The sequence below is a fragment of the Frankia sp. CcI156 genome (assembly GCF_001983015.1).
Classification (GTDB): domain Bacteria; phylum Actinomycetota; class Actinomycetes; order Frankiales; family Frankiaceae; genus Frankia; species Frankia casuarinae.
This window is the reverse complement of the sequence record NZ_MOMD01000047.1, coordinates 1-21350: the sequence shown is the minus strand read 5'-3', so window position 1 is coordinate 21350 and position 21350 is coordinate 1. Positions and strand designations below refer to the sequence as shown.

At 71.8% G+C, this 21350-nt stretch carries 21 protein-coding genes; 10 read left to right on the top strand and 11 right to left on the bottom strand.

Going from position 1 to position 21350, the window contains the following annotated elements:
* Nucleotides 1-195 precede the first annotated feature (195 nt).
* Nucleotides 196-942 (top strand): SDR family NAD(P)-dependent oxidoreductase, encoded by a 747-nt coding sequence (locus CcI156_RS16880; RefSeq protein ID WP_035729824.1) that lies wholly within the window; start codon nt 196-198, stop codon nt 940-942.
* Between the two features lie 15 nt (nt 943-957).
* Here the strand turns inward: CcI156_RS16880 and CcI156_RS16875 are convergent, their stop codons facing one another.
* A complete protein-coding gene (locus CcI156_RS16875; RefSeq protein ID WP_011438176.1) occupies nt 958-1344 on the bottom strand; it encodes an MGMT family protein in 387 nt (128 codons plus the stop codon).
* Nucleotides 1345-1388: 44 nt separating this feature from the next.
* On the bottom strand, nt 1389-2561 hold the full coding sequence (gene moeZ, locus CcI156_RS16870) for an adenylyltransferase/sulfurtransferase MoeZ (RefSeq protein ID WP_011438177.1): 1173 nt from the start codon (nt 2559-2561) through the stop codon (nt 1389-1391).
* A 221-nt stretch (nt 2562-2782) separates the two neighbouring features.
* Here moeZ and CcI156_RS16865 point away from each other — a divergent pair, with 221 nt between their 5' ends.
* The gene (locus CcI156_RS16865; protein ID WP_023841357.1) at nt 2783-2956 is read left to right on the top strand and encodes a CsbD family protein; all 174 of its coding nucleotides are present in this window, start codon (nt 2783-2785) and stop codon (nt 2954-2956) included.
* A gap of 121 nt (nt 2957-3077) precedes the next feature.
* Here the strand turns inward: CcI156_RS16865 and CcI156_RS16860 are convergent, their stop codons facing one another.
* Entirely contained in the window at nt 3078-4268 is a 1191-nt protein-coding gene (locus CcI156_RS16860; RefSeq protein ID WP_076806765.1) for a Ku protein, read from the bottom strand.
* 419 nt (nt 4269-4687) lie between these two features.
* Between CcI156_RS16860 and CcI156_RS16855 the strand changes: the two genes are divergently transcribed.
* The 3 genes from CcI156_RS16855 to CcI156_RS16845 all read left to right on the top strand — a co-directional run bounded on the left by CcI156_RS16855 (nt 4688) and on the right by CcI156_RS16845 (nt 6239).
* Nucleotides 4688-4891, top strand: a complete 204-nt coding sequence (locus CcI156_RS16855) for a hypothetical protein (protein WP_023841356.1) — start codon at nt 4688-4690, stop codon at nt 4889-4891.
* A 206-nt stretch (nt 4892-5097) separates the two neighbouring features.
* Nucleotides 5098-5787, top strand: a complete 690-nt coding sequence (locus CcI156_RS16850; protein WP_076806763.1) for a TetR/AcrR family transcriptional regulator — start codon at nt 5098-5100, stop codon at nt 5785-5787.
* A 224-nt stretch (nt 5788-6011) separates the two neighbouring features.
* Nucleotides 6012-6239, top strand: a complete 228-nt coding sequence (locus CcI156_RS16845; protein WP_011438181.1) for a DUF3107 domain-containing protein — start codon at nt 6012-6014, stop codon at nt 6237-6239.
* An 84-nt stretch (nt 6240-6323) separates the two neighbouring features.
* Here the strand turns inward: CcI156_RS16845 and CcI156_RS16840 are convergent, their stop codons facing one another.
* Nucleotides 6324-7010: a ferritin-like fold-containing protein gene (locus CcI156_RS16840; RefSeq protein ID WP_035729943.1), complete on the bottom strand. Its 687-nt coding sequence runs from the start codon at nt 7008-7010 to the stop codon at nt 6324-6326.
* Nucleotides 7011-7202: 192 nt separating this feature from the next.
* On the opposite strand from CcI156_RS16840, the gene CcI156_RS16835 reads away from it, so the two are divergent.
* Nucleotides 7203-9152 carry a DEAD/DEAH box helicase gene (locus tag CcI156_RS16835; RefSeq protein ID WP_254847475.1) on the top strand — a complete coding sequence of 650 codons (1950 nt, stop codon included), beginning with the start codon at nt 7203-7205 and terminating at the stop codon, nt 9150-9152.
* Between the two features lie 457 nt (nt 9153-9609).
* Here CcI156_RS16835 and CcI156_RS16825 read toward each other — a convergent pair whose 3' ends face one another.
* Both CcI156_RS16825 and CcI156_RS16820 read right to left on the bottom strand, forming a co-directional pair.
* Nucleotides 9610-10590, bottom strand: a complete 981-nt coding sequence (locus CcI156_RS16825) for a ParA family protein (RefSeq protein ID WP_011438184.1) — start codon at nt 10588-10590, stop codon at nt 9610-9612.
* Nucleotides 10591-10765: 175 nt separating this feature from the next.
* On the bottom strand, nt 10766-11140 hold the full coding sequence (locus CcI156_RS16820) for an antibiotic biosynthesis monooxygenase (RefSeq protein WP_011438185.1): 375 nt from the start codon (nt 11138-11140) through the stop codon (nt 10766-10768).
* Nucleotides 11141-11193: 53 nt separating this feature from the next.
* On the opposite strand from CcI156_RS16820, the gene CcI156_RS16815 reads away from it, so the two are divergent.
* Nucleotides 11194-11826 (top strand): hypothetical protein, encoded by a 633-nt coding sequence (locus CcI156_RS16815; RefSeq protein WP_011438186.1) that lies wholly within the window; start codon nt 11194-11196, stop codon nt 11824-11826.
* Here the strand turns inward: CcI156_RS16815 and CcI156_RS16810 are convergent.
* Nucleotides 11813-13030: a pyridoxal phosphate-dependent aminotransferase gene (locus tag CcI156_RS16810; protein WP_076806761.1), complete on the bottom strand. Its 1218-nt coding sequence runs from the start codon at nt 13028-13030 to the stop codon at nt 11813-11815. The genes CcI156_RS16815 and CcI156_RS16810 overlap by 14 nt on opposite strands.
* 126 nt (nt 13031-13156) lie before the next feature.
* Nucleotides 13157-14002 carry a PD-(D/E)XK nuclease family protein gene (locus CcI156_RS16805; protein ID WP_023841351.1) on the bottom strand — a complete coding sequence of 282 codons (846 nt, stop codon included), beginning with the start codon at nt 14000-14002 and terminating at the stop codon, nt 13157-13159.
* Nucleotides 14003-14405: 403 nt separating this feature from the next.
* On the opposite strand from CcI156_RS16805, the gene CcI156_RS16800 reads away from it, so the two are divergent.
* Entirely contained in the window at nt 14406-14687 is a 282-nt protein-coding gene (locus tag CcI156_RS16800; RefSeq protein ID WP_011438189.1) for a chorismate mutase, read from the top strand.
* Between the two features lie 68 nt (nt 14688-14755).
* Here CcI156_RS16800 and CcI156_RS16795 read toward each other — a convergent pair whose 3' ends face one another.
* From CcI156_RS16795 to CcI156_RS16785, 3 genes are all read right to left on the bottom strand, one after another.
* Entirely contained in the window at nt 14756-15367 is a 612-nt protein-coding gene (locus tag CcI156_RS16795; protein WP_011438190.1) for a DUF1003 domain-containing protein, read from the bottom strand.
* Entirely contained in the window at nt 15364-16707 is a 1344-nt protein-coding gene (locus CcI156_RS16790; protein WP_076806758.1) for a magnesium transporter MgtE N-terminal domain-containing protein, read from the bottom strand. Before CcI156_RS16790 ends, CcI156_RS16795 begins: the two co-directional genes overlap by 4 nt.
* Before the next feature lie 193 nt (nt 16708-16900).
* On the bottom strand, nt 16901-18382 hold the full coding sequence (locus CcI156_RS16785) for a TerD family protein (protein WP_076806816.1): 1482 nt from the start codon (nt 18380-18382) through the stop codon (nt 16901-16903).
* 113 nt (nt 18383-18495) lie between these two features.
* Between CcI156_RS16785 and CcI156_RS16780 the strand changes: the two genes are divergently transcribed.
* On the top strand, nt 18496-19071 hold the full coding sequence (locus tag CcI156_RS16780) for a suppressor of fused domain protein (RefSeq protein WP_076806755.1): 576 nt from the start codon (nt 18496-18498) through the stop codon (nt 19069-19071).
* 70 nt (nt 19072-19141) lie between these two features.
* A complete protein-coding gene (locus CcI156_RS16775) occupies nt 19142-20998 on the top strand; it encodes an alkaline phosphatase D family protein (protein WP_076806753.1) in 1857 nt (618 codons plus the stop codon).
* The last annotated feature ends 352 nt before the right edge of the window (nt 20999-21350 follow it).

Sequence of the window (21350 nt, the reverse complement as noted above, 5' to 3'; positions counted from 1 at the left end):
GGCAAAGCACATCACGTGGGTCCGACAACCCAGCCAACCCGCCGGCTCCGCGGCGGGTCGGCGTCCGTAGCGCGGCAGCGTCCGTAGCGCGGCAGCGATGGGACCGCGGTGTGGCGACGACCGGGACACTCGACGACCGGGACACTCGGGGGGCCTCTCACGCGTGCGCGTCAGGACGTGGCAGTGTCCTTAGTCATGACCGAGTGCAGCGACAAGGTCGCGCTCCTGACCGGAGCGGGATCCGGCATCGGTGCCGCCTGCGCCCGCCGACTGGCGAGGGCGGGCGCCCGGGTCGTCGCCACCGACCTCGACGCGCACACTGTCAAGGAGGTGGTGGCGACGATCGAGGACGGTGGCGGGGAGGCGCTCGCTCTGGAGGCGGACGTCACCGATCCCGATTCGCTCGAACGCGCCGTCCAGGTCACCGTCGGCACCTTCGGACGGCTGGACCTGGCGGTGAACAACGCGGGAGTGAGCGCGGGGCGCGAGCCGGTGGAGACCACCCCGGCGCAGGACTGGCAGCGGGTGCTGGACGTCAACCTCTCCGGCGTCTTCTACAGCATGCGGGCCGAGATCACGGCGATGCTGCGCGGCGACGGAGGCTCGATCGTCAACATGGCCTCGGTGCTCGGGGTGGTCGGGTTCGCCGGGTCGGCGCCCTACGTCGCCGCGAAGCACGGGGTCATCGGGCTGACCAAGACGGCCGCCCTGGACTACGCCACCCGCGGCATCCGAGTGAACGCGGTGGCGCCGGGCTTCGTGGACACCCCGCTGCTGCATGTCGACGGCCGGCCGCGGCGCGGAGCCGCGCTGTTCTCGCCGATCAACCGGCTGGGCACGGTCGACGAGGTGGCCGAGGTCGTCGTCTTCCTGCTGTCCGACCGGGCCTCCCTGGTCACGGGCAGCGTCTATCTGGCCGACGGCGGCATGGCCGCCCGCTGACCGGGCCCGCGGCGGTCAGGCCGGAGAACCGTCCCACCGGGCCGCGGCGAGATCGACCTGGTCGCCTCCGGGGCGCAGCGGCGTCCGGTCGGCGACGAGCCGGCGCAGGGCCTCGACCGGTGCGGCCGGGTTCGGTTCCCCGGTCGCCCGGATCACCCGGTGCCAGGGCACCTCGTCGCCGAATCGGGACAGCACGGCTCCAACCGTGCGCCCCGACCCGGCGCCGACGTACTCGGCCACGTCGCCATAGGTCATCACCCTGCCCGGCGGGATGCGCGCCACCGCATCCAGCACCTCAAGGGCGTGCGGACCCGGCGCGCCGCCGAGCGAGATCCGGGTACCGAGCCCGGCGGAGACGCTCGCCGGCGGCGCATCACGCCGGGCCCGCGGCCTGGGGCTCATCCAGGCTCCGTGGGACTCGTCCGGGCTCCGTGGCTCATCCGGGCTCAGTAGACCGGCAGCGACTTGTCGACCTGGATCGCCCACGCGGTCACGCCACCCTGGACGTGCACGGCAGAGGAGAAGCCGGCGCCCTTCAGCGTGGCGAGCGCGTCGGCCGAGCGCACCCCGGACTTGCAGTAGACGACCACCCGACGGTGCTGCGGCAGTTCGGAGAGATGCGCGGGCAGGTCCCCCTTGGGGATCAGGCGCGCGCCGGGGATCCGGACGATCTCCCACTCGGCCGGCTCACGGACGTCGACGAGCTCGATCGGCTCGCCGGCATCCAGCCAGCTCTTGAGCTCRCCCGCGGTGATCGTCGAGCCGGCGGCGGCCAACTGCGCCTCCTCCGAGACCGCCCCGCAGAACGCCTCGTAGTCGATCAGCTCGGTGATCGTCGGGTTCTTCCCGCACAACGGGCACTCCGGGTCCTTGCGGACCTTGATCGACCGATAGGTCATCTCCAGGGCGTCATACACCATCAGCCGACCGACCAGCGGATCACCGACCCCGGTCAGCACCTTGATGGCCTCGGTGGTCTGGATGGAGGCGATGGAGGCGCACAGCACACCCAGCACCCCGCCCTCGGCGCAGGAGGGGACCATGCCGGGAGGAGGCGGCTCCGGGTAGAGGCAGCGGTAGCACGGTCCGTGCTCGGCCCAGAAGACGCTGGCCTGACCGTCGAAGCGGTAGATCGAACCCCAGACGTAGGGCTTGCCGAGCAGCACCGCGGCGTCGTTGACCAGGTAACGGGTGGCGAAGTTGTCCGTGCCGTCGACGATGAGGTCGTACCCGCTGAAGATCTCCATGACGTTGGAGGCGTCCAGCCGGGTCTCGTGCAGGACGACGTTCACGTACGGGTTGATGTTGCGAACCGAGTCACGGGCCGACTCCGCCTTCGAGCGGCCGACGTCGGACTGGCCGTGGATGATCTGACGCTGCAGGTTCGACTCGTCAACGGTGTCGAACTCGACGATGCCTAGCGTCCCGACGCCGGCGGCGGCCAGGTACATCAGCGTCGGCGAGCCGAGGCCACCGGCACCGACCGCCAGCACCCTGGCGTTCTTCAGCCGCTTCTGGCCGTCCATGGCGACATCCGGAATGATCAGATGCCGAGAGTACCGGCGGATCTCGTCGACGGTCAGCCCCTCGGCGGGGTCGACCAGGGGCGGAAGGGACACGCTTGCTCCTCGCGTTCGGTGTCGTCCTTCGACGATGCCACAGCGCGACGCGGCGTCGCCGGATTTGGGCCATCCGCCGGGAGGTCCCTCATCACGGGTACACGTCGGACATCGCGACGGCCGGCCCTCTGGTGCAGCGCACGGCGCCCCCGGAGTGTTCCCGCGGCTGCCACGGGTAGACCTCTTCCTACCCACCGCACATACAGTGAGGAGTGAGTGCAGTGTCCTTCACTGACAAGGTCAGGAACAAGATGCAGGAGCTCCGCGGGCGGACCAAGGAACAGGCCGGCAAGGCCACCGAGAACCGGGACCTGCAGGCGGAGGGCCGGGGAGAACGCGGCGTCGCCGACCTCAAGAACGCCGGGGAGAAGGCGAAGGAGGCCTTCCGTCACTGACCGCCCCTGTCGTTGACCGCCTTCCGTCACTGACCGCCCGGTATCCACCGGCCCCCGCCACCACCTGCCCCCGGCTCCCGCGCCGGGACCGCTCCTCAGGTCGGTCGTGGGGAACCGCTCCTCAGGCGGATCGCCGCGTCGGGGGCGTCTTCGAGGTCGGCGTCCTCGGGGCCGTCTTCGGGGCCGTCCTCGAGGAGGTGGCCTTGGCCGCGGAGGTCTTGGCCGCGGAGGCCTTGGCCGCGGAGGTCTTCGCGGGCGGCGTCTTCGTGGCGGCGTTCGTCTTCGCGGTGCTCCTCGTCGAGGACGGCGTCTTCCGGGCGGTCGACCGCGTACCCGGGGCCGACGAGGCACCCTTGACCGAGGAGGTACGGCCGCCCCGCCGTCCGTCGGACGCCTTGTCGTCGGACGCCTTGTCGTCGGACGCCTTGTCGTCGGGCCCCTCGTCGGTGACCCCGGCCGCCGCGGGCCCCGCGTCACCATCTGCCACAGCCGCACCACCTGCCACAGCCGCACCACCTGCCACAGCCRCTTCGCCGGGCCGTCCAGCGCGGGCGGCGGCTATGCTCGCGCGCAGCGCCGCCATGAGGTCGCCGACCGCCTCGCTGGCCGGCCCGCCCGGCGAAGCCACAACCTCGCGGCCGGCGACCTTCGCATCGATCACGGCCTGCAGGGCCTCACGGTAGTTGTCGGTGTACCTGGTGGGGTCGAAGTCGGCTGCCAGGGTGTGGATGAGCGAGGCAGYCACCGACAGCTCCTGCGGGCGTACCGCGACGTCCTCCTCAAGGAACGGAAAGTCCGGTTGCCGCACCTCGTCCGGCCAGACCATGGTCTCCAGGACGAAGACGCCGCCGCGCACCCGGAGCGTCGCGAGCTGCTCGCGTTGCCGCAGGGCTATCTTCACCAACGCGACACGGCCCGATGCGGCCAGCGCGTCGCGAAGGAGAACGTAGGGTTTGGCGCCGGTGCGGTCGGGCTCGACGTAGTAGCTCTTCGCGAAGTAGATCGGGTCGACCTGCTCCAACGGGACGAACTCCAGCACGTCGATCGCCCGGGAGGTGGACAGCGGGAGATTCGCGAAGTCCTCGTCGGTGAGTACGACGGTCTCCCCATCCGGCAGCTCGTAGCCCTTGGCAATGTCGGCGTAGTTGACCTCGTCCCCGTCGGCCTCCGCCACTCTCCGGTATCGGATACGGGACCSATCCGACCGTCTAACCTGGTGAAACGCGACATCCCGTTCCTGGGTCGCCGAGTAGAGCCTCACCGGGATGGACACCAGGCCGAAGGAGATCACGCCCTTCCAGGTCGCACGCATGTTCGCCCCTCACGTCACGTACCCCTATGGTGTCCCACCGGAAGCCCACGAGTAAGCCAGACAGGCGRAAAGCTTGAACCTATCAACAGGTGAAGATCTCCAGGACGCCAGCCGCCCTGGAGACACACCGGAGAACGCCGACGACCGGCGGGGGATATATGTGCAGGAGGGCGGAACGTACCCAGAACGGGAAGCCTGGTGCGAGCGGGACACGGAGCCGGGAACGGCGCGGGAGCGGGGGGTGGGATGAGTGACGGACGCCACCGCCACGTCCGTGACGAGGCCGGCCCGGCCGATGGCGCGTGAGGGCCACCCGTTCCGGGCACATCGCGATCCGGACCCCGGACAGGTTCGGATCGTCCATTTCCGGCGCCCGCCCCAGCGGGTCGCCATAACGATGAGCGCAGGAGGACGTCCCCATGGGAGCACCCACCGACCTTCCGGCATCCGATCTTCCGATCGAGGCGCCCGACGCCGACGCCGTCGAGCAGGCCCGGGAGATACGTCCGGCCGGCCCGGCGCCGCGCTGGCTACCTTCGGCGCCACCCGTCGAGGCCGACGAGTACGACGTCGTCGAGCAGAGCATCGTGGTCGAGACCGACGAGGACGACGACTACCGCTGACCCGACCACCAGCGACCCGACTACCAACGWCCCGACCACCAGCGACCCGACCACCAACGACCCGACCACCAGCGACCCAGCGCCACCCCGCGCGAGCGACGAGCAGGCCGGCTGGTTTCGTTTCGACGAACGCCGGCCGGTCGGACCCCGCGGGTACTGTTGACCGCATCAACCAGGAGGTGCGCCATCAGCCAGGAGGTGCGCCGGTGACCGCCGAGCCAGCCCCGCCCGACGCACGACCGGGCAGGGCTCCCCGGCTCCCCCGCACCGCGCGCCGCTTCCAGCTTCTGGGARCCGCCCGCGAGGTCTTCGTCGCCCAGGGCTACCACGCAGCGGCGATGGACGAGATCGCCGAGCGGGCCGGCGTCAGCAAACCGGTGCTGTACCAGCACTTCCCCGGCAAGCTCGAGCTCTATCTCGCGCTGCTCGACGAGCACRCCACCCAGCTGGTGACGAGCGTCCAGGACGCGCTCGCCTCCACCTCGGACAACCACGCGCGCATCGCCCGGTCCATCCGAGCGTACTTCGACTTCGTCAACGACCCCTCTGGGGCACACCAGCTCGTGCTGGAGTCGGACCTGCGCAACGAGCCCGCGGTCCGCCAGCGCATCGAGACCGCCTTCGCCCAGTGCGTGCGGGCCATCGCCGCGACGATCGTCGCCGACACCGGGCTGCCCCAGGACGAGGCCGACCTGCTCGCGGTCGGGCTGGTTGGGCTGGCCGAGACGGCGTCGCGCTGGTGGCTGGTCCGCGGTGCCACCGTGGAAAAGGAACGGGCCATCGAGTCGATGGTGGAGCTGGCCTGGCGCGGCATCGGCGGCTACCCCCGCCAGGAGCACCGGGATGCCGCGCGCACGAACACGGAGCCGCACGAGGAGGTCCCCCCCGCCGGCTGACGTCGTCCGGCACATCGGGYGTAACGGGCGCGCCGGGCATATCGGGTGTAACGGGTGTAACGGGCGCATCGGGCAAGCGTTTGCCGGGTGAGCGGATGTGCCCGGAGCGAACACGCCACCCCTGCCGCGGTGGAGAAGTCCCGGAAGCCATAGTGTGGGCGGTGATCCAAGATCGGCGGCGCTCGTCCGCCGACGGTAGGTCCGACGAAGGCGGAGGTCATCGGGTGGAGGTCAAGATCGGCGTCCGGCAGGTCAGTCGGGAGCTGGTGCTGGAGAGCAGCCAGTCCCCGGAGGCTGTCGCCGCGCTGGTGAATGAGGCGGTCAAGGCCGACAACGGGGTGCTGACCCTCGTCGACGACAAGGGCCGGCAGGTGATAATGCCGATCGCGTCGCTGGCCTATGTGGAGATCGCCGCGACCACGACTCGACGGGTGGGCTTCGGCGCCGTCTAGGTCCCGGCCGACCACCGGCAGCGGTCCGCCGGCCGGCCCGCCGGGGAGCCGACCGGCGTCGCCGCGCCGGTCGGCGGGCCCGGATCAGGCGGACAGGCCCAGTGCCGCCATCCGCCGGCCATGCGCCGCCATGATGCGGTTGAAGATCGCCGCCAGCGCCTCCAGGTCGCCAACCCCGACCAACAGCCCGGTGAGCGCGTCGCGATCGACCCCGACCCGCTGGGCCTGCGTGAGCGCCTCACCGACGAGCCGACGGGCCCACAGCGCCAGCCGCCCGGCCACCGTCGGGTTGGCGCTGATCGCCGCGCGCACCCGCTCGACCGCGAAGGCTGCGTGCCCGGTGTCGTCGAGCACCTTCAGAACCAGTTCGCGTGACGGTGACGGAAGCCGCGCCGCGATCTCGCGATAGAAGTCCGCCGCGATGTTGTCCCCCACGTAGGCCTTCACGAGGCTCTCCAGCCAGTCGGCCGGGGCGGTCGAGTTGTGGAAGGCGGTCAGTGGCGCGATGAACGGGGCCATCGCGAGCTCCCGGTCGACGCCGAGCCGGTCCAGCTCGTCGCTGATGGCCTGGAAATGGGCGAACTCGGCGGCGGCCATCTTCGCCAGGGCGATCTTGTCGGCAACGGTCGGTGACATCCGCGCGTCGGTGGCCATGCGCTCGAAGGCGGTCAGCTCGCCGTAGGCGAGCAGGCCCAGCAGATCCACGGTCGCCTGGTCCACGGTCGCCTGGTCCACGGTCGGTGCGGGTCCGGCATCCGGGGACGGGGGCACCCGATTGTCAGAGTCACCTACCTGACCGGGGGCGGTGATGGCGATGGGTGTCGCCGGGCCGGTCGGGGTCCGTGTCGTCTGTGCCACAGGCGCGATTCTGACACCCGCCGCAGTCGCTGTCGGCAAACACTCCTGCCAAGGAGCCCCCACCCGGGGTTACACCGGCTATGCTGGGGGCAGCCAGGGGTCGTTATGTCACCTCGGCCGCCGTGTAGCAGGCGTCGCCTCGTCACCTGTGCACCCAGAGTTGCCATCGAGGGCACCGGGGCACATGGATTTTCGGGTCGCGGGCGCCGCGCGGCTCACCGCGAGCGGGTTCAGCGTAGACACCGCTCAGAGAAGACCAGGAGCGTCCCGCTGTCCGTCACAGCTGAAGTACCCACAGATGATCTGACTCCCTACGAGCCACAAACCACCCCCTCCACCCCCGGGTCCCCGGCGGCACCGACCTTCGCGGAGCTCKGCGTGCGCGCCGAGACCGTCTCGGCCCTGACCGAAGCGGGCATCGTGCACGCTTTCCCCATCCAGGAGTTGACGCTTCCACTCGCCCTGGCCCGCAACGACATCATCGGGCAGGCCCGCACCGGCACCGGCAAGACCCTCGCGTTCGGCGTCCCGGTGGTGCAGACGGTGCTGGCGGCCAAGGAGGGTGCCGACGGCCGTCCGCAGGCCCTCGTCGTGGTGCCCACCCGTGAGCTGTGCGTCCAGGTGACCGCGGACGTCACCCGCGCCGGCGCCCGCCGTGGCCTGCGGGTRCTGTCCGTCTACGGCGGGCGTGCCTACGAGCCGCAGCTGTCCGCGCTGCGCGCCGGGGTCGACATCGTCGTCGGCACGCCCGGCCGCCTGCTGGATCTCGCCCGCCAGCACGTGCTCGACCTGGCCGGCGTCGGCACCCTGGTGCTCGACGAGGCCGACGAGATGCTCGACCTCGGCTTCCTGCCGGACGTCGAGCGCATCATGTCGCAGCTGCCGACCGAGCGGCAGACGATGCTGTTCTCCGCGACCATGCCCGGCCCGGTCATCTCCCTGGCCCGGCGGTTCATGAAACGGCCCGTGCACGTCCGCGCGGAACAGCCGGATGAGGGGCGCACGGTCCCGACCACCCGTCAGCACGTCTTCCGCGCCCACGCGCTGGACAAGATGGAGGTGCTGGCCCGGGTCCTGCAGGCCGGCGGCCGGGGGCTCGCCATGGTGTTCGTGCGGACCAGGCGCACCGCGGACAAGGTCGCCGAGGACCTCGCCAAGCGCGGCTTCGCGGCCGCGGCGGTGCACGGCGACCTGGGCCAGGGCCAGCGCGAGCAGGCGCTGCGCGCCTTCCGCTCCGGCAAGGTCGACGTCCTGGTCGCCACCGACGTGGCCGCCCGGGGCATCGACATCAACGGTGTCACCCACGTGGTCAACTACCAGTGCCCCGAAGACGAGAACGTCTATCTGCACCGCATCGGCCGCACCGGTCGGGCGGGCGAGAGCGGGGTGGCCATCACCTTCGTCGACTGGGACGACCTGCCGCGGTGGACGCTCGTCAACAAGGCGCTCGCCCTGCCGTTCGATGGCCCGGTGGAAACCTATTCCACCTCCCCCCACCTGTACGAGGCGCTCGGCATCCCGGCGGGCGCGAAGGGCACCCTGCCGCACGCGGCGCGGACCCGCGCCGGGCTCGCGGCCGAGGACATCGAGGATCTCGGGCAGTCCGGTCGCGGCGGGCGCCGCGGCTCGCGGACCGGGCGTGACCAGGACCGTTCCGAGCCGGCGGCGGTGCCGACCCGGACTCGCGCCCGTCGGCGCACCCGCGGCGGTGGTGCGGCGGCCGCGGGTGCGGGGCTGGCCATCGCCGCGGACCCGGCGGACCCGGCGGACCCGGTCGACGAGGACGGCCGGAAGGCCGGCGCACCCGTGGTGGACGGTGCCGGGCAGACCGGGCTGGTCGAGTTCACCGGGACCGCCCCGCTCACCGACACGGACACCGACACCGCCCGCGTCGTCTCCGCCCTGGCCTCGGAGACGGGCGTCGAGGCCGAGGAGTCGCCGCGCCGCCGGCGCCGGCGGCGCGGCAACCGTGGCCGCGGCACGGGCACGATGCGGGAGGCCGGCGACGGCACCGAGGCCGACGCCGACGCGCCACCCCGAGCCGAGTCGGCCTGACACCCCGGCCCCCGGCCCCGCATACCCGCGGGGGTCGCCGGTCCGCGGGGGTCGTCAGCCCGCGGGCCGAAAATGCAGGCCCAGCCGGACCCAGCTCAGCCGCCGGCACGAGGGACAGCGCACCAAGGAGGGATGYCGGAGCCGGACCAGCGGTAGATGGACGCTCGGCGTCAGGACGCGCAGCGCGTGCCAGGCGCCGAGGGAGCTGGTCTGCCCGCATCGGGAGCAGTTGACGGTCAGGCTGGTGTTCGGCGGTGTCACGGGGCGGACGCCGCTGTACAACGCACGCTTTCCATGCGCGTCGCGACCCACCGTTGATCTCGCGCGAACCGGAGTGACCAGGGGAGACCGGGCGCCACGCGGACGCAGCCGGTCGAACCCGGCCGTCGCCCGGTCCTGCGCCTGCCTCCCGCCCGGCACCCGGCCGGGTGTCCGCCCGAGCTCGTTCACCGTCGGCTCACACCCGCACCTCTCCGGTGCAGGTCGGTTCGCCGACCTGCACCGGAGGGCGGGAATGGTCCCGCATGCCCGCGGGTTGGCCGTCCCCCTCCCGAGGGCGTTGCCGCCGACCGGGCGAGGTGGCCCCCGGGCCGTCAACGGTTTCGGCGGCCTGTCCAACCGCGGTTCCGGCAGGGTCAGCGATGCCAGCGATGCCAGCGATGCCGGCAGCCGTGCCCACCCCCGCAACCCCGGCGATGGCACGGGCATGCGACCGGTAGGCCTCGGCCCCCTTGGAGCGCCGTGCGGTCGTCAGGATGGACCGCCCCGTTCCCGGCGCCTCGGCGAAGCGCACCGAGCGGGCTACCGGCGGCGCCAGCACCGCGATGTCGTACCGGGCGGAGACGTCGGCGAGCACCGCCCGGCAGTGCGCCGTGCGACCGTCGAACAAGGTCGGCAGCACGCCGCGGACCCGCAGGCCGGGATTGGTCAGCCGCTGCACGTCGTGCACCGTGTCCAACAGCTGGCCGACGCCGCGGTGGGACAACGTCTCGCACTGCAGCGGCACGATGACCTCGTCCGCCGCCGTCAACCCGTTGATGGTGAGCACGCCCAGGGAGGGCGGGCAGTCGATGAGGATGAAGTCGTACTCGTCGACGATCTCGGCGAGGGCGAGCCGCAGCGCGTGCTCCCGCCCGGTGCGTGACAGCAGTACCGCCTCGCAACCCGCCAGCTCGATGGTCGCGGGCAGCAGATCGGTGCCGTCCGGTGTCCTGGTGATGATGATGCCGGCGGACAACCGTCCCAACAGGACGTCGTGCACCGACAGTTCGAGGGCATCCGGATCCAGCCCGAGCGAAAAGGTCAGACATGCCTGTGGGTCGAGATCGACCAGCAGGACCCGACGGTCCAGCTCGCACAGCGCGGCACCGAGACTCGACACGGAGGTCGTCTTGGCAACGCCGCCCTTCTGATTCGCAACAGCGAGTACTCGGGCCACACCGATCAGTGTGGGGGCGTGACCGATCCGTCACAACACTTGACGAGCGAAAATCTCGACGCGCCCCCGAGGCCACTCCGCAATCACCCTAAGTCGGACACCGACCAGCCATCCGCAACCCCGGTGGATCCCGGGGTACCACTCGTCTCATCCGGTGTGCGCCGCCGGGCGCGGGTCAGTTCGAGGCGGGGGCGGCGGTCTGCACCACCTCGAACGACCACAGCGTGGCCGCGGTGGCCGCGGGGGCACCCTGCCCCCCCGCCGGGGCCCCGTGGCCCGCCGGAGCGCCCTGACCGGCCGCGGTCTGCTCCGCGGCCTGCCGGTGGCCCTCACCGAACGCCTGCGAGGACTGCCACTTCTGGAAGTCCTCCTCGCTACGCCAACGGGTGTAGACGAGGTAGGTGTCCGTGCCCTCGATCGGGCGCAGCAGCTCGAACCATTCAAACCCGTCGGCCTGCTCCACCATCCCGGCGCGGCCGGCGAACCGCTTCTCCAGGGTGTCTCGCAGCTCTGCGGGCACGGTCAACACGTTGATCTTGACAACGCTCATGTCTTCAACCGTAGTGCGCGGGATCCATCACCGCACCGCTAGAGTCCCCCGACGTGCCAGGTCTTCCCCGTGTCGCCGTCCTCGGTCTCGATGCCGCCGGAGCCGCCGCGACAATCACACTCGCCGACGGTGGGCTGACCGTCACCGCGTTCTCCGAGGGCCCCGCGCCGCCGCCGTCCCTCGCCGAACTCGCCACGCACGATCTGACTGATCGTGTCGTCGCCGTGACTCCCGCTACGTTGCGCCTGGTCGGAGCCGCCGCGCTCGGTCCGCCTTTTGAGGTGCATGGCGCTCCCCAGCCGGATGGCGAAGCCCACCCGCTCGGCGTTTTCGAGGCCGTGGTGCTCACCGGCCCGGCGGCGCGGCTAGGTCCGGCCGGGACGGGCTCGGCCCGTTTCGGCGAGGTCTTCGATCTCGAGGTTCCCTGGCTGTTCCATGTCGCGGGTCCCGCGCGGCTCGCGGCCGCCCAGGCCCGGTGGATCGGGGAATACCTGCGCGGGCGGTACGCGCCGCCGTCGCCCGATGAGATGGCCGCTCGCCCGCGACTGGCCGGCCGATCGCTGCGCGGCGGGACACACGGTCAGCTGACAGCGCTGGACCGGGAGCTGCACGCGGGGCATACCCGGGCGGCCGAAGCCGGCTACCCGATGCCCCAGCCGCCTGGGACAGGCCTCAACCCGGGGTAGCCGGGGTAGCCGCCGGGGTGAGACGGGCAAGCCGCCGCGCCGCGGCCTCCAGGGTCGTGAGCTTCTTGGGGAAGCCGAACCGGATGATGTGGCGGCCGTCCGCCGGGTCCGCGAAGAACGACGAGCCGGGAACGGTGGCGACCCCGATCCCGGTGGCCAGCCGGCGAGCGAAGGCCACGTCGTCACCGGCCGGGTCGAGCGCGCGGGTGTCGCACATCACGTAGTACGCCCCGTCCGGTTCCCGGAAGGTGAAGCCGGTCCGGGCGAGGGCCGCGCAGAGCAGGTCCCGMCGTTCCCGGTACTGCCGGGCGRGATCGACGTAGTACGTCTGCGGCAGGTTCATCGCCGCCACCCCGCCGGCCTGCAACGGTGCCGCCGCCCCGACGGTGAGGAAGTCGTGCACCTTGCGGATCGCCGAGGTGTAGGCGGCGGGCGCGATCGTCCAGCCGACCCGCCAGCCGGTCACCGCGTAGGTCTTGGACAGCGCATTGATGGTGACGGTGCGGTCCTCCAACCCGGGAACGGTGGCCGGCGGGATGTGGCCGCCCGGGCCCAGGTAATGGATGTGCTCGTAGATCTCGTCGGTGAACACGAGCGCGTCGTGGCGCTGGCAGAGCTCGGCGACGAGGTCCAATTCGGCGCGGCGCAGCACCTTGCCGGTCGGGTTGTGCGGGGTGTTCAGCACGATGGCGCGGGTGCGGTCGGAGAACGCCGCACGCAGCTCCGCCTCGTCGATCGTCCAGTCCGGGGCATGCAGGCGGACGAGCTTCGGCCGGGCGCCGGAGAGGATCGCGTCCGGGCCGTAGTTCTYGTAGAACGGCTCGAACATGATCACTTCGTCGCCGGGGTCGACCAGCGCAAGCATCGCCGCGATCATCGCCTCGGTGGAGCCGCAGGTCACACAGATCTCGGTGTCGGGGTCGACCGACCAGCCCGGGTAGGTTCCGGCCACCTTCGCGGCAACGGCGGCGCGGAACTCCGCGGCTCCCCACGTGATGGCGTACTGGTTCACGTCCGCGTCGATGGCGGCCTTGGCCGCCTCCTTGAGCTGCGGCGGGCAGGCGAAGTCGGGGAAGCCCTGCGCGAGGTTCACGGCGTCGTGCGCGAGAGCGAGCCGGGTCATCTCCCGGATCACCGATTCGGTGAAGGTCGCGGCCTTCGCGGAGACCCGCGGCCGGGCGGGCGTGGCGGTCTGGTCGGGCACCGTCTCATGATGACGCCTCTCCCGGCCCGGTGTCCGGCGCCCCGGTGTCCGGGCCGACCCGGTGTCCGGGCCGACCCGGTGTCCGGGCCGACCCGCCGGTCGCCGGCGCCCTGGTACGCCGATGCCTCAGTCCTCGTCGCCCTCGTCGCCGAGGGCGTCCCAGGGCTGGCGTTCGGGGCCGGCCGCCTGCCCCTCGGGGCAGTGGCTGCGGAAATCGCACCACGAGCACAGGGGGCCGGGGCTCGGCGGAAACGCCCGTTGCGGATCCTCACCCGCCCGCAGGGCCTCCGTCGCGCGCACGGCGTCCGCCGCGACCGACTCCGCCCGCCGCACGTGCCGGGCGATGCTCGCCTCGGTGTGCTCGGCGGCCGCGACCCGCCCACTGGGCACGTGGTGCAGCTCGACCCGCCGGCATGGTTGGCGCAGCATCCGCCCGGCGGCCAGGGCGTAGAGCGCGAGCGCCGGGGACGATCGCGCATCGTCGTCGGTGACCGGCCGGCGTCCGGTCTTGTAGTCGACGACGACCAGCTCCCCGTCCCGGTCGTCGAGACGGTCCACCCGTCCGGAGAAGGCCAGCGCCTCGGTACGGGCCGCGACCGAACGCTCGACCCCGCGCGGCTCGGCCGCCGGATCGAGGTGCGCGACATAGTCATGCGCCATCCGCGCGCCGCGCTCGCGCCACCGGTACGACTGCTCACCGTCCCGGAAACCCTCGTCGACCCACAGCAACCGCAACAGCGCCGCGGCCCGCTGTGGGACCCGTTGCTCGATCGGCCCCTCCCACCAGCGTCGCAGCGCGTTGTGCACGCTGACGCCGAAGGAGGTGTGCGCCCAGGGCGGCCCCTTGGGCGGCCGCGGCCGGTCCAGATACGTCATCCGGTACCGGCGGGGGCAGTCCTCGAAGGCCGCCAGCCGCGACGGCGTGCAGGAAAAAAGCCGGCGGGGCAGGCCGGTGAGCTCCAGTTGCGCCATCACTCACTCTATAGTCTCTACCGGCCTMGCCTCGGTTACCGGACGCCCGCTCGGGCGGCGCCGCCCGAGTCAAGGCGAGGGGTTAATCAAGGCGAGGGGTTAATCAAGGCGAGGGATTAGTCGGGGTGGGGGTTACCCAAGAGCCAGGGTGGAGGGTACCCAAGAGATCAGGCTCCTGGACGAATCGGCGCGCGGCTGGCATGCTCTTGCCATGCAGTGCAGTCGACTCACGTGCCGCCGACTCGCATGTCACGGCACGTCGCTACGGCTGTTTTATGGGGACCGGGCACGGTCCCCGCTCCGCCGCTGATCTCACGCGGCACAAGCGCCAGACCCAGGCCCGGTCCGCCTCCGGGTTGTCTCGGCCTGGGGTGCGCCGGGCCTCCGACCGAAAGGCCCACTTGTGGAGAACGTCGTCGACGCCCCCAGCACCGCGCCGGCCATCGCCTCGATCGACGAGGGACGACAGCTCATCGATGACATCGATGCTCAGCTGCGTGATCTCGTCGCGACCCGGCGGGATCTGTCCCAGCAGATCCAAGCGCTGCGCTCGGCCGAGGGCGGGCCTCGCATCCAGCACGCCCGGGAGAACGAGATCATCGCGATCTGGGCGGACAAGCTGGGGCCTCGTGGGGTCGAGATCGCGATGGCGGTGCTGACGCTCTGCCGCGGTACCGTGCGGTAGGCACCCGGGTATCCGCCGGTGCGGCGCGCGGCCGCCGTTCGCACCAGCCCGCCGCACCGGCCCGATCATCACGGCGGACGTAACGAACGCTCGCCCCCCCGCCGCCGTCGGCGTTCCCGGTCGCGGTCCTTCGCCCGGTCACCGTCCGGCCCCTCCAGCTCCGCGAGCAACCCCCGCAGCTCCGAACGCAGAAAGTCCCGGGTGGCGAGCTCGCCGATCGTGATGCGCATCGCGGCCAGTTCGCGRGCGAGGTATTCGGTGTCCTCGCGGTTACGGATGGTCTGCTCGCGGTCCTGGGCGAGGTTCGCGCGGTCCCGGTCATCCTGGCGGTTCTGCGCCAACAGGATGAGCGGTGCCGCGTACGCGGCCTGCAGCGACAGGACCAACGTCAGAAAGATGAACGGGAAATTGTCGAACCGGACGGACTGCGGGGCGATGATGTTGTAAGCGACCCACAGCACAATCACGACGCTCTGCGCAACGAGGTACCGGGCCGTGCCGATGAAACGCGCCACCCGCTCCGCGATCCGCCCGAAGGCGTCCGGCTCGTAGGCGGAGCGCAGGGCGGACCGCCGGGACAGCCGCGGCTGATCGAGGCGGGCGCCTCGCGGCCGGCGGCGTCCCAGACCTCCCAGACCTCCCAGACGTCCCAGACCTCCCAGACCTCCCAGACGTCTCATGAGGCGGCCGGGGAGCTGCCCGCCTCACCGCGGGAGCCTGGTTCCACGTCGCCCGCGGCGGGCGGAGTCAGTGCCCCGGGGGTCGCCCGCGCATCCACGTCCGCGTCGAGCTGTCGCTCCCGCCAGTTCGCGGGAAGCAGGTGGTCGAGCACGTCGTCGACGGTGACGACGCCGACGAGCCGGCCGGCGCGGTCGAGAACCGGTGCCGCCACCAGGTTGTAGGACGCCAGATGACGGGTGACCTCGGCCAGCGGGGTCTCCGGCCGCAGCGAGGCGATGTCGACGTCGATCACGCCACCGACCAGGGTCGCCGGCGGCTCACGCAGCAGCCGCTGGAAGTGGGCGAGACCGAGGTAGCGGCCGGTGGGCGTCTCGTAGGGCGGACGCACCACGTAGACCTGCGCGGCGAGCGCCGGGGAAAGCTCGGGTTCGCGGATGCGGGCCAGCGCCTCGGCGACCGTCGCGTTCGGGGCGAGCACGACCGGCTCGCTGGTCATCATGCCGCCGGCCGTGTCGTCGGCGTAGAGCAGCAGACGGCGCACGCCGGCGGCCTCGTCGGGCTCCATCAGCCGCAGGAGACGCTCCGCGTCGTCGGCGGGCAGCTCGCCCAGCAGGTCCGCCGCGTCGTCGGGGCCCATCGCCTCCAGCACGTCGGCGGCCCGCTCGTCGGCGAGTCCCCCGAGCAGCTCGACCTGCTCGTCCTCCGGCAGCTCCTCGAGGACGTCGGCAAGCCGCTCGTCGTCAAGGGCGGCGGCGACCTCCGCGCGCCGTTTCTCGGACAGGTCATGCAGCAGCGACGCGAGGTCGGCGGGCCGCAGCTTCTCGAACGCAGCGAGCAGGTTCGCGGCCCCCTGCCCCTCCTCGGGCAGCGAGAAGCCGGTGACCTCGTCCCAGGCAACCGTCTTCACCTCGCCGCGCCRGCCCCGGCCGACCCGCACCGCCACCTGGTCGAGCACCCAGTCGCCGCCGCGGACCAGTTCGATCGCGGCGTCGACGACGGTCACCTCGACACCGGACGAGATGAGCGTCACCCGCCGGTCGAGCAGCTCGCCGAGCACCCGGGTCTCGTTCGGGCGCTGTTGGAAACGCCRCCAGCTCAGCCGGGCCGAGGACAGCACCACCGCGCCCGACTCCACCCCGGTGACCCGGCTCATCGGCACGAAGATCGGTCGGCGTTGGACCTCGACGGCCAGGCCCAGGACGCGGGGCGGCTCATGCCCGAGTCGCAGCGTCGCGATCACATCGCGCACCCTGCCGACCTGGTCGCCGTTCGGGTCCAGGACGAGCAGGCCCGCCAGCCGGCGGCAGTAGACGCGGGACGGGGCCGGGCGGGAGACCATGCCCATCACCGGGCGATGCCTGCGAAGTGCAACACACCGGCCCACGACGGCGCTGCAGACCTGTTCACGGCCGGAGGTTACCCGGCCCGGGACATCCCACAACCCGGAGAGGTCGGCCGGATCAACACCGTCGCGCGGGCCGCCGGCAAACMGCCCGGCGTTCCGGGGCCGGGGATCGGCCTACAGGCACTGCCTACAGGTACTGCCTCGACGGATTGACCATGGCGCGGACGGTCTTGCCGTCATGGAACTCCCCGATCGCCGTCATCGACCAGGTGGGAGCCCCGCGATCGCGCTGCACCCGGCACATCACCAGTCCGGTGGACGGCTTGGAGTCGGACAGGTCGAACCGGACAAGCTCCTGCCCGGTGAGATCGTCATACAACCGGCAGTAGGCGTTACGCACCTCGACGAAGGTCTGTCCCTGGAAACTGTTCACCGTGAAGATCAGGGTRACGACGTTCCCCGGCAGGGCACCGAGATCGACCAAGATTGTCTCGTCGTCCCCTTCGCCATGGCCGGTCAGGTTGTCCCCGGAGTGGCGCACGGCTCCCCGGGCGCCTTTCTTGGACATGAACCAGACCTTGTCGACGTCCTTGCCGCGCTCGTCGAACAGGATGCAGGACGCGTCGAGGTCGATCGACTTCCCGTRCTGGGCCGGATCCCACCCAAGGCCCATCCGGACCCGGGTGAGCGGCGGCGCGCCGGTCTTCACCAGCGAGACGCTCTGCCCCTTGGCGAGCGATACCCGCCCCTTGTCCAGGTTCACCCGGCCACCCTGCTGACCGGGCGCTCCCGGCGCGGGAGGCGGCGGACCCCACTGCTGACCACCCGGCTGCGACCCCCACTGCGGGCCCCCCGCCGGGGTCGGCGCGGGCGGCGGACCCCACTGCGGCTGAGCGGGCGGGGGCGGCGGCGGACCCCACTGCTGACCGGGCGGGGGCTGCGGTGTCCCCCACTGCGGCTGACCGGGCGCTCCCGGCGCGGGAGGCGGCGGACCCCACTGCTGACCGCCCGGCTGCGACCCCCACCGCGGGCCCCCCGCCGGGGTCGGCGCGGGAGGCGGCGGACCCCACTGCCGACCGCCCGGGGGCGTGCCGTACGATGCCGGGGCTGCCTGCGGGTGGGGCGGGGCCACGGGTGGCTGCACGACCTGCGTCGCGGCCTCGGAGGTGCCGGGGTCGTCGACGGTGATGCCGAAGTCAGTCGCGATGCCGGCCAGCCCCGAGGCGTAGCCTTGGCCGACCGCCCGCACCTTCCAGGTCCCGGCGCGCCGGTAGAGCTCGACGAGAATCAGCGCCGTCTCGCTGCTCAGCCCGGACGGATCGAAGCGGACGAGCTCGGCGCCGCCACGCGCGTCCCGCACCACGATGCTCAGGCCGCGCAGGGCGGCGAAGGTGGCCGGCCCGCTGCCGTCGAGACTCCCGGTGACGACCACCTTGTCCATCTCCGGCGGGACCGCGGCCAACGTGCACTCCAGCGCGGACGGCGGTACGAGACGCACCCCGGGACCCGTCGGCTGGTTGAAAAAGACGAAGTCGTCGTCGGTGCGCACCTTGCCGTGGATGGTCACCAGGATCGCCGCGATGTCCAGCGGACTCGACGAGGCGATCTCGACCCGGACGTCGGTAGTGGGCAACGCGGCGTTGCCGCCCTTGGTCAGCATCTGTGCCATGAACCCCTCCAACGTCGCACCACGATAACTCCCGCACCGGCCACGAYGGTTCCCGGGATCACTGCCGACCATACGATCGCAGGTATGGAACAACGTGGCGGGGCATCGGCCTGGTGAGYGACAGCGCGATCCTGCGATCGGTCGAGGAGCATGCGGCGGCGCTCTTCGGACCGGACACCGGTCGGGCCGCGGTCACGTTCCTCGGCACCGACCAGATCGAGGTGCTGCGGTTCGGCCCGGACCAGGCGGGCGTCATCCGCTATCTCACCCTGGGTATGTCCCGGGAGCCGATGACGGCGGCGACGACCGTGCGCGACCCCGCCGGCCCGCGGGCCGAACTCGTGCTGTCCCTGCGCGGGCGGCGCGACAGCGTGCTGCGGCGGTTGGCCGTGCTGGCCGCCGTCCCGACGGTCGAGGGCCGTCCGGTGGCTCCCGGGTCCGGCCTGGATCTCGGGGAACCGCTCTGGGACGGCGCACCGTTCACCGCGGTGCTCGTCGGCGAGCCCGGCGGGCTCATCCCCGATCTCGCCACCGGGYTCGCACCTGTCCGCTTTCTCCCCCTGCTTCCGATGACCCCCAACGAGTCCGCCTACAAGCGGGTGCACGGCCCGGACGCGCTGCACCAGCGGTGGCTGGCGGCCGGGACGGATCTGCGCGACCCCGGCCGCCGGGAGGTCCATCTCGGCTGACCCCCGGCGTGGGGGTGATCCGCTGTGAACGGGCCGCGAGTTCATCCGTTTCCACTACTCTCATCCAGTTGTGACCCGTGACGCCGCGGCCGGCTCTCCGCGTTCCCGCCGATTCCCGCGGGCGCCCTCGCCGTCAGCCGCCACCGGCTCGCCGTCAGCCGCCACCGGTCAGACTGGTCGACCGGCCGGCACCGATCCGTCGGCACGCGCCGATCCGGGCACCGGTCCTCGCGCCGCCGCCCGGTCCGGCCACGGGACGAACCCGGGGGCCGATCCACGTCGCCGTGCCGTCCTGCTCGGCGGCCTCGGGCTGGCGGGCGCCGCGCTGGGCGGGGCGAGCCTGGCGGCCTGCGGCGGCTCCGGCGGTTCGATCCCGGCCCCCGCGCCGACCCTGCGGGCACCCACCCCGATCGCGGGCGTCACCGACGGGGTCTTCGGGCTCGGGGTCGCCAGCGGCGACCCGTTGCCGGACGGCGTCATCCTCTGGACCCGGCTCGCGCCGAGGCCGACCGAGGGCGGCRGCATGCCCACGCGGGACATTGAGGTCGACTGGCAGATCGCGACGGACGAGGGTTTCCGCGATGTGGTGCGCGCCGGCACGCAGACCGCGCAGACGGCGTTCGCGCATTCCGTCCACGTCGACGTCCGCGGACTCGCGCCGGAGCGTGACTACTTCTACCGGTTCCGTGCCGGCACCGTGCTCAGTCCAGTCGGCCGGACCCGGACGGCCGCGGCACCTGGGAGGGGACCGGAATCGACCGGCGGTGCCCTGACCTTCGCGCTGGCCTCGTGCCAGGACTTCCAGAACGGGTACTGGCCGGCCCTCGACGGCATCGCCACCGACGCKCCGGACCTCGTCGTCCACGTCGGCGACTACATCTACGAGTACGACCCGAAAAGCAACTACCCGGACCGGCGGCACACCACCCCGCAGCGGCCCGGTCTGGACCAACTCCAGACGCTGGCGGACTACCGCAACCGGTACGGCCAGTACAAGTCCGATCCTGCCCTGCAGGCCGCTCATCACGTGGCCCCCTGGGTCGTCACCTGGGACGATCACGAGGTCGAGAACAACTACGCCGGACTGATCGACGAGGCCGGCGACGCCGGGGAGCAACGGCAGGACCCTGCGGTGTTCGCCCGCCAGCGTGCCGCCGCCTACCAGGCGTACTACGAACACATGCCGATCCGCGCGGAGCTGAATCCGGGATCGCCCGACATGCGGATCTACCGGCGGTTCGTGTTCGGGAACCTGGTGACGTTCAACGTCATGGACACCCGGCAGTACCGKACCCGGCAGCCCGGCGACTCCCCGCAGGGCATCGGGCTCGCATCCCTGGGCCGGGACAACACGGCCGGCACGATGGCCGGCGCCGCCCAGGAACGCTGGTTGCGCGACGGCCTGACCACGTCGCGGACCCGCTGGAACGTCCTCGCCCAGCAGACGATGATGGCCCAGCTGAACGGGCAGCTACCCCTCGGCGAGGGACCACGGCTGGCCAACCTGGATCAGAACGACGGGTACGGCCCCTACCGGACCCGGYTGCTGTCGGAGATCCGCGACAGCGGCGTGCGCAACCCGGTGGTGCTCTCCGGTGACATCCACTGCGCCTGGGTAAACGACCTCCGGGTCGATTTCGACCGGCCCGAGACGCCGGTCGTCGCGACGGAGTTCGTCTGCACCTCGATCAGCTCGGCCTTCTTCCTCGTCAGCGAGGACTTCATCCGGCAGAACAATGCCCGGCTCAACCCGCATGTCCGGTATTTTCGCGGTGACCGGCGAGGTTACACGCGCGTTCGCGTCACCCCGGACGAATGGCGCGCGGACATGCGGGTCGTCGCCGACATCGCCCATCGCCACTCGCCCACGTCCACGGATGCCACCTGGGTGGTCGAGAACGGGCGGCCCGGCGCGCGGCCGGCCTGAGAGCGAGCGTGCGGCGGCACGCTCCGGCCCTGCCGGCCCGCACTGCCGGCCCGCACTGCCGGCCCGCGCCCTGCCGGCCGATTTCCACCCGATTCATCGGAAAAGGCGCGGGAATTCGACCACCGGGTGGCCTCACTGGCCTGCGCATCGCGAATAAATCCGAAGAAACTCGACGGTTCTACGGCCAGGACACCGGTCGCCACGTTAGCCTTTCCCCGGCCCGTCCGCCGCTTTCCACACGCCTTCTGGCGCCGCGCGGACGACGAACATCGGGAGCCGAACGTGACGATTCTACACCAACCGAGAGAACCGGGCGGAGCGGCGGATACCGGGACGCAGCCAGCGGATATCG

Excerpts from the sequence above, each read along its gene's own strand:
- CcI156_RS16805 (WP_023841351.1), bottom strand. The coding sequence starts at position 14,002 with ATGGCGCAACTGGAGCTCACCGGCCTGCCCCGCCGGCTTTTTTCCTGC.
- CcI156_RS16875 (WP_011438176.1), bottom strand. The coding sequence starts at position 1,344 with ATGAGCCCCAGGCCGCGGGCCCGGCGTGATGCGCCGCCGGCGAGCGTC.
- CcI156_RS16820 (WP_011438185.1), bottom strand. The coding sequence starts at position 11,140 with ATGAGCGTTGTCAAGATCAACGTGTTGACCGTGCCCGCAGAGCTGCGA.
- CcI156_RS16880 (WP_035729824.1), top strand. The coding sequence starts at position 196 with ATGACCGAGTGCAGCGACAAGGTCGCGCTCCTGACCGGAGCGGGATCC.
- CcI156_RS16855 (WP_023841356.1), top strand. The coding sequence starts at position 4,688 with ATGGGAGCACCCACCGACCTTCCGGCATCCGATCTTCCGATCGAGGCG.